Raw genomic sequence first — 12826 nt, forward strand, 5'->3', positions numbered from 1 at the left:
GCATTTACCCGACCGGTGGCACCGGACGGGTAAATGCTGTAATTTCAGCCTATGAAAGCAGCAGGAATTTTACTGGCAGGATGCCTGGTAATTTCAGTAACAGGCAACGCGCAACAACTTACCCAATATGTGGACCCGTTTTTAGGGACCGGCGGCCATGGCCACGTATTCCCGGGAGCAGCCTACCCCTTTGGCATGGTACAGTTGAGTCCGGATAATGGCGACCAGGGCTGGGACTGGGTGGCCGGTTACCATTACAGTAGCAATACCATCGCGGGATTCAGTCATACCCATCTGAGCGGAACCGGTATTGGCGACTGGTGTGATATCTCTGTATTGCCCCTGGCCGATACCAATGGAGCAACTGCCCCGCTGATAAAAATTCCTTTTCGTCACGACCAGGAAAAAGCTCGTCCCGGTTACTACGAAGTACAACTCTCCAACCAGGTAAAGGCCCAGCTCACCACCACCGAGCGGGTTGGTTATCATCGCTATCAATTCCCCGGCAACAAAGGCTGGCTGCGATTTGACATGGGATTCGCAATCAACTGGGATGCTCCACTTGCTGCCAACCTGCAATTGCTGAACGATTCTACCCTTGTGGGCTATCGCCTCTCCACCGGCTGGGCCAAAAACCAACGGGTATATTTTGCAGCCCGTTTCTCAAAAGCAGTTACCCATTCCCGTTATCTGAACCTGGAAGAATTCAGTGATGGAAAAGCAATCGGCAAACAAAGTAAAGTGCTGCTGGAATTTGAAACAGGGAACGTCCCTCTGCAGGTGCGGGTGGCCATCAGCAGCGTAGGCACTGAAGGAGCGCTGGCAGCTCTTAATGAAACGGCCGGCTTGTCATTTGATGCAGTTGATCAGCTTGCAACTGCAGCCTGGGAAAAAGAACTGAAAAAAATTGAAATTCAAACCACCAACAAAGAGTTGGCTACCAGTTTTTATACAGCTCTTTACCGCACCTGTATAGCACCGGTCTTATTATCGGATAAGGATGGACGTTATAGCAATCACGATGGGAAAATCGGGCAGTCGCTAAATGATCAACCTAAGTACACCATATTTTCTTTATGGGACACCTTCAGAGCATTAAATCCGCTTTATACATTCACGCAGCCTGAAAAAGTACCGGTATTCATCAACAGCCTGCTCAGTTTTTATCGTGATAACGGATTGTTGCCGGTTTGGGATATCAGTTCCTGGGAAGCCAATACCATGACCGGATATCATGCTATTCCGGTAATTGCAGATGCCATTTTAAAGAATATTCCCGGCTTTGATGTAAACCTGGCATATGAAGCAATGAAAGCAAGCGCTTACCAGCAACAAAGAGGAACACCGGAATACATTCGTTTCGGTTACCTGCCCCAGGACAAACATGGATGGAGTGTTACCATAACATTGGAATATGCATTTGATGATTACTGCATCGCGCAGGTTGCAAAAAAGCTGGGAAAGAAAGCCGATTATGCTTATTTCATGAAACGCGCCGCCAGTTACAAAAATCTATTTGATCCCTCAACCGGATTTATGCGTGGTAAAGACAGTACCGGCAAATTCATCGAACCCTTTGATCCTTTATTATCAGAACATGGGTTTGAAGGACAATACATTGAAGGCACTGCCTGGCAGCACAGTTTTTTTGTACCACATGATGTGGCTGGATTGGCAGCACTCTATGGCGGAAAAAACAACCTGGTAGAGAAACTGAATGCGCTCTTTAATTCACCCAGCGAAATGCATGGTGATAATATATCCATAGATGTAAGCGGACTCATTGGCCAATACGCACATGGAAATGAGCCGAGTCACCATATCATTTATATGTATACGGCACTGGGTCGTCCGGATCTGGCAGCCGAAAAAATCAGGCTTACAGTAGACAGTATGTATAAAACCGGTCCGGATGGTTTGAGTGGCAATGACGACTGCGGACAGATGAGTGCCTGGCTGGTATGGTCTGCATTGGGCATGTACCCTATGAACCCGGTGAGCGGTGAATACACTATCGGAGTTCCCCTGGTGGATGCAGCACGCATACAATTACCAAATGGTAAAACCCTGGAAATACGCACAAAAAAAATCAATAAGTCAGGCAGGACAGGTGTACGCTCCATAAAACTGAATGGTAAATCCATACCGGTTCAGTCGGTAACGCACGAGCAACTCTTACGGGGAGGCTTACTCGAATTCACCATTCACCCTTAAGGTTAACCGGGCGTTCAAATGGCTTAATCAACTGATCCAGCAAAACCGCCAACTCTTTTTTGGTGATGGGGCGATTTGGGTCAAAATTTTGCAAGCCCCATTTTTTCCAATAGCTCTTCATCTTAGCCAGGTCACCAGCTTGAATGATATAAAATGCCGTATTAATAGTGAGGACACCCTCCTCCGTTTCAAGCCATAAGGAATTCGCGAATTGCTGTCCCTTAAACTCTTTCCAGGCCGTGAGAAAATCCTGTGCCTGGATAGTGCTATCCGGATAAAACCAGGTTTGATTAGCCCATTGAAAAGGAATGCCTTTTCCCTTTAGTAAACCTGTTGCCCCGACCCTGTGTATCGCCTGGAATTGAGGATGAGAAGGAGGCACATCCAGGAAGGGTTGGATCATTGCCTTTTGATCGAGCAGGAGCTGCTGGACTTTCCGAACGGAAAGTTGATCAGGAGCTTTGCGTTCCTTCACAGCAAGGGAAGCCATCGCGCCAGCAGCTTGTCCGGTTAATAAAACAACAGGCTGCAACCGGGTGGTACCATTCACTACATTACTAACACTGATCGATTTATCTGCCACAATAAAGCCTTCGATTCCCGGAGCAATCAAAGCTCCCATTGGAATTGCATAAGAAGGAATCGGGTAAAAATATAAATGCTGGGGAGCAGCCGGATTTTTTTTATGATGATGATCGATCGGGTAATCCCCCACCGAAATTCCGGTCCTATATAACGGTTGTCCATTACCGTAAGGATCAGCGATATGATTGATAGTAAAACGAACAGCACCTTTTACCCGCCTGCCTTCGCGATGGTAAGGCATCAGGGCGAATCCATTTCCTGTAGGAAATTCATCCACTGCCAATCCAAGGTGTTTGAAACCCAGCTGGTGTTGAATAAAATAAATAAATCGCAGTGTAGTAGCTTTTGCTTTTTCCAATTCTTTGATTCGTTCTGCAGGAGATAATTCAACCAGTTCCAGGTAGGTATCGTTGCCCTGGTTCGGCCAGTTCAGCATGTATTTGTTTCCAGGCAGTTTTCCATATTCCAGCATTTTTTCAGCATTTACGGAAGGTTTGGGCAAACTGGTATTGAGATAGAAATCCGTGCAGGCGCCATCGAATTCTGCGGGATCATAACCAGCTGGTTTAACTATTGTGCAATCCACGCCTCTTCCATAATCTTTTAAGATAGCAACGTAGGTAAGGTCCTGTACAATATTGGAAGTTTTATCCACGCCTACCTGTTCTCCTGTTTCGGATTCTGCTTCCATACCCAGGCTATAGGGCAGTTGGGCTGCAGCCAGTACATCGCCAAGTTCGGTAGCATCTATAGTAACGGAGGCACGAATGATAAGCAGTTTCCCATTTACATTCCGGAATTGTGCACCCAGGATACGATTGCCTTCTTTGAGCACTTTGTCAAATTCCCAACCATGCATTACCGTTAGATGTTTCTTTTCGCGGGAGGCCATTGCTTTTAAGATGTTATCACCCACATGTGGTTCAAACTGGGTATTGCTAACCCATCCGGTAGCTAATGCGTCAGCCGATCCATAATGATTGCGCAGCGCATGCCGAAACTCTTCCCACAAGCCAGATGGCAGGCGATGATTTCCATCTGTAGCAGAAACTCCGGCCGCGGTTAACATACCTCCTAACCAGGGTCCCGGTTCTACCAGGATGGTCCTGGTTTTGAGTCGCGCTGACTGGATAGCAGCTGCCGTACCACCTGTACCACCACCAATAACCAAGACTTCCGTTTTGAGTTGTTCCTGCGCCTGCAGGAAAGCCGGTATGAACAGCAGAAAAAAGATCCGAAACATAGAACAAGTATGAAGTATGATTTATGAAGTATGAATTGAGGGCCGTCTCCCGCCTCCTTCCCCCTTCTCCTTTTTCCCCCTTCTCCTTTGTCTCCTCTTCCATGCGTCTCACTTTATGAGTCCACTTGCATTCGTAGCAAAAATCTTTACAGCAATAGCAAGCAGGATTACTCCGAAGAACTTTCGGATGGCAATGAGGCCGGCAGCTCCGATTAACCGTTCAATATAGTTCAGGGAACGCAGCACAATGTATACGACCACCAGGTTGAGCACGATACCCAGGGCAACTGTCCACACGGGATAGTTGGCTTGCAGGGAAATGATGGTGGTGAGCGTACCGGAGCCTGCAATCAGGGGAAAGGCGATGGGTACAAGGGTGCCGGACTTAGGATCGCCTTCGCTTTTAAAAAATTCGATACCGAGCACCATTTCAAGTCCGAGTATAAAAATCACGATAGATCCCCCTACTGCAAAGGAGCCAACATCCACTCCGAGAATACCAAGGAACCGTTCTCCTACCAGTAGAAACAGAATCATGAGCGCCCCTGAAATTAAGGTGGCCCGGAACTCACGGATTTCACCCATTTTGGTTTTTAAGGAAATCAGGAGCGGGATAGAACCAAGGATATCAATCACCGCAAACAGGGTGAAACTAACCGTCAGCAGTTCATCAATATTGAGGGTCATAGTTGGAATTTGCTTTGCCCTTCAATATTAAGCAAGTTTCCTCAAAACATCTGGCGTTTGGCGGCGCGCAGGAAGGGACCTACCGGCAGACTGCTGATCAGCAGCAATTCTTCCGGAATCCAGGTTTGGTTATCCAGGAAGCGGAAGATTCGTTGAGCTGAATTTCGTTTGAAGAGTTTTGTAAAAACTTCCGCTCCGCCTAATTCTTTATGTACCAGTACATCCAGAAGCACGGAATCGTAAAACATAAATCGGCCTTCATGGCTTTCCTGGGTTGGTCGGGGCCGACCATGATTCAACATAGAATAAATTATTTCATCACTGTGCCGCTGAATAAACTGAAAGGTATAACCACTGGAAGGTTTTGTTTGTCCGCCTGCTGTACCAATGTTTACGATATTCCCTTTACCCGCATCAAAAACACGATTGGTCATAGGAATGATGCCAAATTCCTTTTCCAGGATGGTATATTGGTCCAGTTTGAGAAAATCCCGCATATAGGATTTCAGACCATCTTCATACTCCTCCTCTTTTAACAGTCCTTCATTGAAGAGTGTATATTCTACCAGTGCTTTCCGGGTAGTTAACGGCATCGTGTAAACGAAGGATGCACCATGTTCCTGGCTGATCCGGAAGTCCATTAGTGTACAGGCAGCAGGATCAAAAAAATCTGTTTCCGTTTCGATAACCCATCCCTTGAAATGCTGGAGCAGCATATGTTTGCCGGGTGCTTCTTTGGGTTGATCAAAAGGGATAGAATTAAAAATATATTTTTTAGCGTGGTAGACTTCCCCGTTTTCAATGGTGAGGCGGGCACCTTCTTTTAAGGTTTCGATGCGCTGTACCGGTTCAAAAAGCAATTGAACATTCTGCTGCTTTTTGAGGTAGTCAATACAGAAGGAATAAAAATCGATCCCCCTGATCATTTTATACCGATATGGTTTGATCTTGTATTTTTTTGAAAAACCCGGGCTATGAAACCAGAGATGATCCCATGATTTATACACCAGTTTTTCAAAAAAACCATCCTCCTTTTCCCAGAAACACCAGGTACGGTCATTGTTATCTTTCCGGTCCTTATCAACCACAAGGAAAGTTGAATTACTAAACCGCCCGGATACCAGCATCCTGAGCAACAGGCTCATGCTGGCTGCACCTGCCCCCGCAAACACATAGTCGTATTCATAGCGATAATCGTAGGGCTTATATTGAAAGAGATGTGTGGACATTCACCGTGATTTAGCTGGCAGCAAGATAGACAGCTTATCCCTTTTTATTCCGGGTGTTTTCACGGTCTTTTTTAACCTTGGCCCAATATTTTTGATGGACTAATAACATGCCGAAAGATTCACCATCTTCTTTATCCAAATGTTTGTGATGCATCTTGTGCGCCCAGCGAATGGCGCGGATATAAATATTATTACTGCGGGTGAAAAGCTTGAAGCGCTGGTGAATGATGATTTCATGCACCATAAAATAAGCGAACCCGTATAACATCACACCAAAACCGATGGCCTGTATCCACCACATGGATGGGTCCAATGTTCCCCAAAGGATCATACCTATACTGGGAACAGCGAAAATCACAAAAAACCAGTCGTTTTTCTCAAAAAAACCAGGCCCTTTCTTATGATGATCTTCATGCAGGTACCAAAGAAATCCATGCATCACATAACGATGCGTGAGCCAGGTAACGCCTTCCATAATCAGGAAAGTAATCAGAACGATTCCGAGATAAATTAACCAATGCATACTTCAGATTGTTTTCTCCATTGCTGAACTTTAGGAAATGCCAGGTGAAACCAGGCTGTAAACCGTGCAGGATGGGATGCCAATGCAGCCTCAATTTCCGCAGGTGATAAAAAGCAGTAATCGTTTACTTCAGCAGGATCGGGATGAATGGGGCCATCATATTCTCCAACGAAAACATGATCATATTCATATTCCGTTAAGCCATTGTCGAAAGAAGCTTTATAGACAAATTCAAAAGCCGGCTGGATATCAGTCACAAAGCCCATTTCTTCCCTCAACCGCCTTTTGCCTGCTGCGGCTGGTGCCTCCTCCGGATAAGGATGACTGCAACAGGCATTGGTCCATAATCCACCGCTATGGTATTTATTCAACGCTCTTTGCTGAAGCAACATATCTCCTGCCGCATTGTAAATAAAAACACTAAAGGCGCGATGAAGTTCAGCTTTGCGATGTGCTTCCATTTTTTCCATCGTACCCCTCGGCTCATCCTGCTCATTAACGAGAACGAGCATATTTTTTTGCTCCATAAATGACTTGTTTTGAAGTGAGACGTCAGACGTGAGACGTGAGACCCTCTTCCATTCTTCCCTTTTCCTTTCCTCCATCTTCCATTCCCTACCCTATCATTCCCAACTGATTTTTTAGTCCGGCGCGCACCACGATGGCGGCTTTCCGGTAGTTGGGCACCCTGATTCTTTCCATCAGGATCCGCTGGGGTTTCACCTGCTTGATCCTTTTGAAGAGGGAAAGATAATATTTATAGGCCACATAGACCCCGAACCGCGCTTTAACCGGCAATTGCATGATGCCTTTATAAGCTTCGTCGAAATCCTGCTGGATATCTGCTTCGATTTTCGACTTATCGCATTGAGTGAAATTGGTAAAATCACATCCGGGGAAATAAATCCGGTCGAGGCCATTGAAATCAGCCTTCAAATCCCGAAGGAAATTCACTTTTTGAAAAGCTGCACCCAGGGAGCGGGCGGAGCTCTTTAGCTGCTGGTATAGCGACTGGTCTCCCTCGCAGAAAACATAGAGACACATTAATCCCACTACCTCCGCAGATCCATAGATGTAGTCAATATAACCCTGATGGTCATACGCTTTTTTATCCAGGTCCATTTCCATGCTTCTGAAAAAAGCTTCAATCAATTCATGATCGATATTATACCGGTTGACAGTTGCCTGGAAACTGTGCAGGATCGGGTTGAGGCTGATCTTGCGTTCAATTGCCTCATAGGTTTGCTGCTTAAATTCTTTCAGCAGCGTCAGCTTATCGAACTCATGAAAAGTATCTACAATTTCATCCGCAAAACGCACGAAACCGTAGATATTAAAAATCGGTTGACGAAGATCATTATGCAATAACTTAATAGCCGACGAAAACGATGTACTGTATCGTTCGGTCGTAATTTTACTGCTCTGTTCGCAGACTAAATGAAACAAATGCATCATAAGCGTAGATCCGGCTTTTTTTATAAGTTAATTAAAAATTCCGAATAACTTCCTTTGCTACCAATTCTCCACTGATCAAACTGGGTGGAACACCTGGACCAGGAACTGTTAATTGTCCCGTATAAAAGAGATTATTTACCTTTTTACTTCTACAGGAAGGCTTTAAAATCGCAGTTTGTTTAAGAGTATTAGCCAGTCCATAGGCATTTCCCTTAAACGAATGGTAATCCTGTTCGAAATCACGATGTGCAAAACTTCTTTTCACAATAACCGCATCACGAACCGGCTGACCCAATTTTTTTTCCAGCCGATCCATCAGCACATTGAAATAATGCTCCCTGATTTCAGGGGAATCGTCCTTCAATCCGGCTGCCACTGGGATTAGTAAAAACAGGTTTTCACAACCGGGAGGTGCGGATCCCGGATCTGTAACAGAAACCGCACTCATATAAAAGAGCGGGTCTGTAGGCCAGGCAGGATCCTGGTAAATCTCTTTTGCATGGCTTTCAAACGGGGTATCGAAAAACAGCGTATGATGATGAATGTTAGACAGCTTACGATTCAGGCCAACAAAATAAAGCAGGCAACTTGGTGCCATAACACGACTGTCCCAATAGGCATCTGAGTAGGAACGGTGACTCGCGGGCAGCAGCTGTGTTTCAATATGGTGATAATCCGCCCCACCAATAACCGCATCAGCTATATATGTAGCCTTATCTGTATTAACTGCGGTTACGCGTGAGTGTTGTAGCGTAATTTCTTTTACTTCTTCATTGAAATGAAATTCCACGCCCTGTTCCTGTGCCAACTGGTACATGGCATTTACGATGGAGTACATACCCCCCCTGGGGTACCAGGTACCTCCAACCACATCGGCATAGTTCATGAGGCTGTAGAGGGCGGGTGTATTTTCAGCCATGGCTCCCAGGAAAATCACCGGAAATTCCATGAGCAGGCGAAGCTGCGGGTCTTTAAAAAACTTGTGAACATGTGCACGCATCGAAGTAAACACATCCAGCTTAAATACCCCTCGCATTAGATCCCAGTCGATGAATTCGGTAAGGGATTGTCCGGGCTTGTGTACCAGCTTGTGCATTCCCACTTTGTACTTATAGGAAGCTTCATCCATGAATTGCTGCAGGGCGTTGGCGGCACCAGGTTCAATGGATTCAAACAAGTCTTTTAAAGCTGGTAATCCTGCCGGGATATCCATCTTACCGGTTGGCCAAACCACCTGGTAGGAAGGATCCAGCCGGTCGAGTTCATAATAGTCGCTAACGGATTTTCCAAACTGGTTGAAAAAGCGTTCAAAAACATCGGGCATCCAGTACCAGGAGGGCCCCATATCAAAAGTGAAACCATCGGTTTTCCACTGCCTGGCTCTACCACCGGGCTGATCGTTTTTTTCCAGCACGGTAACTTTCCAGCCAGCTTTCGCCATAAAACTTGCTGCGGACAAGCCGGCGAAACCGGCACCGATGATGATTACATGAGGCATAATGTGAGACGTGAGACGTGAGACGTGAAAAGAAGAAAAACATCACGTCATAACGCTCACGTCAAAATAATTTGAATGGCAGTTAGAAAATAAATTTTGTTGAATATACCCTAATAATCCGGAATCCAATGTGCTACGTTTCACGTCTCACATCTCACGTCTGACGTCTGACGTCTCACCTCTCTATCTGCGCTTTCAGCAATTTCCTCGCAAAGTGAATCCGGCTTTTGATGGTACCCAGAGGTTCGCCCAGCATGTCGGCGATTTCATGGTATTTGAACCCATCAAAATAAAGCAGGAAGGGGTTCCGGAAAATTTCCGGCAGTTTATGGATGTATCCGTGGATTTCCTTCATCTTCAGGTTGGCTTCGGCAGCATTGGCTGTTGTAACCTGGTTGTAGTCGAGCAGAAAATCGTTGGGTGTATGGTCAAAAATGGTGTTCTGTTTAGCTTTCCTGCGGTAATTATTGATGAAAATATTCCGCATGATAGTATATAACCATGCTTTGATATTCGTTCCCACATTGTATTTCTCGCGGTTGGCAATTGCCCGGTACATGGTTTCCTGAAACAGGTCCTGTGCCGCTTCATTATCCCTCGTTAACGTGATTGCGAAAGGGCGCAGAAACTCCGCATTGTCCACCAGCATCTCATTAAAATCTACGTTAGACATGGTTGTATGTTTAATTGTTAGGTATCCAAATTTAAACAGAATTCATTGTTTCGCCAACGAATTTGGGCACGAATTTTTGTTAAAACTTATTTAATAGCGGCTATGAATTCCATCACTTCGGAAAGTGATTTTTTGAAGCGCACGCTCTCGGGAACTTTCTTTTTATATTGTTGTGCCAGGAGTCCGGAAACAACCAGGGTATGGGCGGAACAACGCAGCTGGTAATTGTTCAGAAACTTCTCAAAATTGAAATTATTGGCCACCGATGTGAGGTGGGTATAAAGGAAATCGGGCTTTTTGAGATTGGCTACAAATTCCACATCCTTCAGCGGCACATTTGCCCCCAGGTACAGAACATTGATCCCCCTTCCCTTCAACAGGTAATACATGTATAAGAGTCCTACTTCATGGTACTCCCCTTCGGGCAGGAACAGGAGTCCGGTTTGGCTGGATTTTATGTGCGAGAAAGCTCCCTCAATGCCCACGATCAGTTTCTGCCTGATGATATTGGTTACCAGGTGTTCCTGGGCCGGATTAATATGATTGGTCATCCAAAGAATGCCGATTTTCTCCAGGAACGGAAAGATGATCTGCGTGATGGTTTTGTCAATCGTGCGAGCTCTGATATGCTCATCCAGCACCTGCTCAAACGCTTCCAGGTTCATATCTACCATGTGCTGAATCAGTTCATTCACGATCCGCTCCTGCTGTGCCTGGATATTACCCAGGGATACGATCCGGTCCCGGATCTCATCAGGGCTCATTTTATCAATATGTGAGATTTTGTAGCCGTACTTGTTCAACAAAGCGATGTTCAGTACAGCTTTTAATTCCTCACTGGAATATTTCCGGATATTGGTTTCGGTGCGGTCAGGCTTTAAAAAATTATACCGCTGTTCCCAGATCCGGATGGTGTGAGCCTTGATTCCTGATAAATTTTCAAGGTCTTTAATGGTAAACGCATTCATAACCTTGGGGTTTCCTTGTTTAATTTTAAAGATAAATAATTAAACAGAAACAAACTAATAAATGTTCGGTTTTCTCAAAAAAATGTTGAAGAAATGTGCGTAACAGGTTAAACACAACTCCTGGGTTTCCATCAGCTGTGCGATCAAAAATGAAGGAAATGATCAGAGGGAGGGGTTCAGCAGTTTGCCTGAATCGAGCAGTTTATTTACCAGGGGCATCAGCGTGGAAGAGGTTCTTAAGGCTGTCAAATGCCGCTCATGGTGCAGATCAGAACCCAGGAAGGAAACAATTCCTTTAGCCGTCAGCACCTGTGCCTGCTGCAGGATAGCTTTTCCATAATAACCGGTCAGTGAGTTTAGGTTGACCTGCAACAATACTCCCATATCCAGGATTTCATCCAGGATGGTGTTTTTTTGAAATAAGTAGGGATAGCGCTCGGGGTGTGCCAGCACAGGTTGATAACCCTGGATCTGCATATCAAAGAAAACCTGTTTCCAGTCGAATGGCAGGTTGATAAAGGAAAATTCCACCAGCACATAATTTCCCTTAAGGCATCGCAGCGGAGCTTTTTGCTGAAGCAGGCCTGAAAAATAATCATCAATCATGTATTCCGCGGCAGCTGATAATTTGGCCTGGTTGGCATCTACATCCAGCGCGCGTTGCAACTCCAGTCTGGCTGGTTCGATGGTGGCATTGGTATTCTTATAGAGATCCCAGAGAATATGTGGGGTGGTAATGAAGTTTTGGAATCCGAGATCCTGCAATCCTTTCAATAAATGCAAACTGGTGGCCAGGTCTGGCGAGCCATCATCAATGCCTGGCAGGAGATGGGAATGCATATCGGTACAAATCCCGGAGAGATCTACAGCAGCATTTGTTTTGTTGCGTTTGAAAAAGGAAAACATACGGTTAGCGGAGTGATTTTTTAATCCTTTTTATGAAAGATTGTCCGAAAAATTCAGTAACCCCTTCCAAAGGAATTCTTTTTCTAACAAGTAAGGCTTTCTTCTCACTTTGATTCATCAGGCTCATTTTTTTATCAGCTGCAGGGATATCCTGGTAGGTAATTTTGTTGGAAATAACTGCGTGAAGGTAATCATTGGTCCGCCAGATGGAACGATGCGTATAAAATACCAGTTCAGCTCCAAGAGAAGATGCAAAATCCTGAAGAACCCGGGCATCGATATCTTCATCTACGGGTTGTAAACCCTGCGGATTATTTGAACGAAGAAACTCCTGGTGTTTTTTAGTTGGACAGGTGAGAAGAATACTGAACTCTTTGCTGAGTACTTTTTTAAGATCCTGGTAAAAATTAGATCTGCTATCTGCAGGAATGTGTTCGAACACGTCAATCATTACAACGGCATCGTATTGTTCATTGGCGATCATACTGCTATCCGTAAGATCTTTTTCGGAAAAGCTAAGATTTGGAGCGGTAAAAATCTGTTTTGCAACAGTGATCAGCCGATCACTCAGATCGATTCCTTTTACCCTGCCATTTTTATAAAGCCGGCTGAATTCATAGGAAGACCAGCCAATGCCGCAACCAATATCCAATATAGCTTGTGGCGGATTTGGACCGAAGTAATCTCTCACGAATTCCAGAGCAGCAACGACTCTCGGATTATTGGAAATAAAATCTTTGAGTAAGCGATTATCGAAATTATTATAGAAGTCTTTGACTGAGTTCATCTTCAAATTTTAATTCAACTCCTGTAAAGCTAACATGATATAAATAAAAAAAGACGGA

General features: G+C 45.0%; 11 protein-coding genes and 1 pseudogene. 1 reads left to right on the forward strand and 11 read right to left on the reverse strand.

Annotation, left to right across the window (positions count from 1 at the left end):
- The first annotated feature begins 51 nt into the window (after positions 1-51).
- Positions 52-2214 (forward strand): GH92 family glycosyl hydrolase, encoded by a 2163-nt coding sequence (locus tag L0U88_RS17080; protein WP_234867481.1) that lies wholly within the window; start codon positions 52-54, stop codon positions 2212-2214.
- On the opposite strand, the gene L0U88_RS17085 is transcribed toward L0U88_RS17080, so the two are convergent.
- From L0U88_RS17085 to L0U88_RS17135, 11 genes and pseudogenes are all read right to left on the reverse strand, one after another.
- Positions 2198-4042 (reverse strand): FAD-dependent oxidoreductase, encoded by a 1845-nt coding sequence (locus tag L0U88_RS17085; RefSeq protein ID WP_234867483.1) that lies wholly within the window; start codon positions 4040-4042, stop codon positions 2198-2200. The genes L0U88_RS17080 and L0U88_RS17085 overlap by 17 nt on opposite strands.
- 108 nt (positions 4043-4150) lie before the next feature.
- Positions 4151-4729, reverse strand: coding sequence for a MarC family protein (locus L0U88_RS17090; RefSeq protein WP_234867485.1), 579 nt, complete (start codon positions 4727-4729; stop codon positions 4151-4153).
- A 41-nt stretch (positions 4730-4770) separates the two neighbouring features.
- Positions 4771-5958, reverse strand: coding sequence for a lycopene cyclase family protein (locus tag L0U88_RS17095; RefSeq protein WP_234867487.1), 1188 nt, complete (start codon positions 5956-5958; stop codon positions 4771-4773).
- 34 nt (positions 5959-5992) lie between these two features.
- Positions 5993-6481 carry a sterol desaturase family protein gene (locus L0U88_RS17100; protein ID WP_234867489.1) on the reverse strand — a complete coding sequence of 163 codons (489 nt, stop codon included), beginning with the start codon at positions 6479-6481 and terminating at the stop codon, positions 5993-5995.
- On the reverse strand, positions 6469-7008 hold the full coding sequence (idi, locus tag L0U88_RS17105) for an isopentenyl-diphosphate Delta-isomerase (RefSeq protein ID WP_234867491.1): 540 nt from the start codon (positions 7006-7008) through the stop codon (positions 6469-6471). The genes L0U88_RS17100 and idi overlap by 13 nt, the downstream gene beginning before the upstream one ends.
- 88 nt (positions 7009-7096) lie before the next feature.
- Entirely contained in the window at positions 7097-7936 is an 840-nt protein-coding gene (locus tag L0U88_RS17110) for a phytoene/squalene synthase family protein (protein ID WP_234867493.1), read from the reverse strand.
- Positions 7937-7967: 31 nt separating this feature from the next.
- Positions 7968-9440 (reverse strand): annotated as a pseudogene (crtID, locus tag L0U88_RS17115) (bifunctional phytoene desaturase/3,4-desaturase); the annotation flags it as partial.
- A gap of 169 nt (positions 9441-9609) precedes the next feature.
- Complete coding sequence (locus L0U88_RS17120; protein ID WP_234867497.1) at positions 9610-10107, reverse strand: RNA polymerase sigma factor; 498 nt, start codon at positions 10105-10107, stop codon at positions 9610-9612.
- 86 nt (positions 10108-10193) lie between these two features.
- A complete protein-coding gene (locus L0U88_RS17125; RefSeq protein ID WP_234867499.1) occupies positions 10194-11075 on the reverse strand; it encodes a MerR family transcriptional regulator in 882 nt (293 codons plus the stop codon).
- Between the two features lie 162 nt (positions 11076-11237).
- Positions 11238-11981: a tyrosine-protein phosphatase gene (locus tag L0U88_RS17130; RefSeq protein WP_234867501.1), complete on the reverse strand. Its 744-nt coding sequence runs from the start codon at positions 11979-11981 to the stop codon at positions 11238-11240.
- 4 nt (positions 11982-11985) lie between these two features.
- A complete protein-coding gene (locus L0U88_RS17135; RefSeq protein ID WP_234867503.1) occupies positions 11986-12768 on the reverse strand; it encodes a class I SAM-dependent methyltransferase in 783 nt (260 codons plus the stop codon).
- Between the last annotated feature and the right edge of the window lie 58 nt (positions 12769-12826).

The organism is Flavihumibacter fluminis (genome assembly GCF_021491375.1).
Classification (GTDB): Bacteria; Bacteroidota; Bacteroidia; order Chitinophagales; family Chitinophagaceae; genus Flavihumibacter; species Flavihumibacter fluminis.

Bases quoted from the DNA above. Each gene is read 5' to 3' on its own strand.
- L0U88_RS17080 (WP_234867481.1), top strand. From the start codon at position 52: ATGAAAGCAGCAGGAATTTTACTGGCAGGATGCCTGGTAATTTCAGTA.
- L0U88_RS17085 (WP_234867483.1), bottom strand. From the start codon at position 4,042: ATGTTTCGGATCTTTTTTCTGCTGTTCATACCGGCTTTCCTGCAGGCG.
- L0U88_RS17090 (WP_234867485.1), bottom strand. From the start codon at position 4,729: ATGACCCTCAATATTGATGAACTGCTGACGGTTAGTTTCACCCTGTTT.
- L0U88_RS17095 (WP_234867487.1), bottom strand. From the start codon at position 5,958: ATGTCCACACATCTCTTTCAATATAAGCCCTACGATTATCGCTATGAA.
- L0U88_RS17100 (WP_234867489.1), bottom strand. From the start codon at position 6,481: ATGCATTGGTTAATTTATCTCGGAATCGTTCTGATTACTTTCCTGATT.
- idi (WP_234867491.1), bottom strand. From the start codon at position 7,008: ATGGAGCAAAAAAATATGCTCGTTCTCGTTAATGAGCAGGATGAGCCG.
- L0U88_RS17110 (WP_234867493.1), bottom strand. From the start codon at position 7,936: ATGATGCATTTGTTTCATTTAGTCTGCGAACAGAGCAGTAAAATTACG.
- L0U88_RS17120 (WP_234867497.1), bottom strand. From the start codon at position 10,107: ATGTCTAACGTAGATTTTAATGAGATGCTGGTGGACAATGCGGAGTTT.
- L0U88_RS17125 (WP_234867499.1), bottom strand. From the start codon at position 11,075: ATGAATGCGTTTACCATTAAAGACCTTGAAAATTTATCAGGAATCAAG.
- L0U88_RS17130 (WP_234867501.1), bottom strand. From the start codon at position 11,981: ATGTTTTCCTTTTTCAAACGCAACAAAACAAATGCTGCTGTAGATCTC.
- L0U88_RS17135 (WP_234867503.1), bottom strand. From the start codon at position 12,768: ATGAACTCAGTCAAAGACTTCTATAATAATTTCGATAATCGCTTACTC.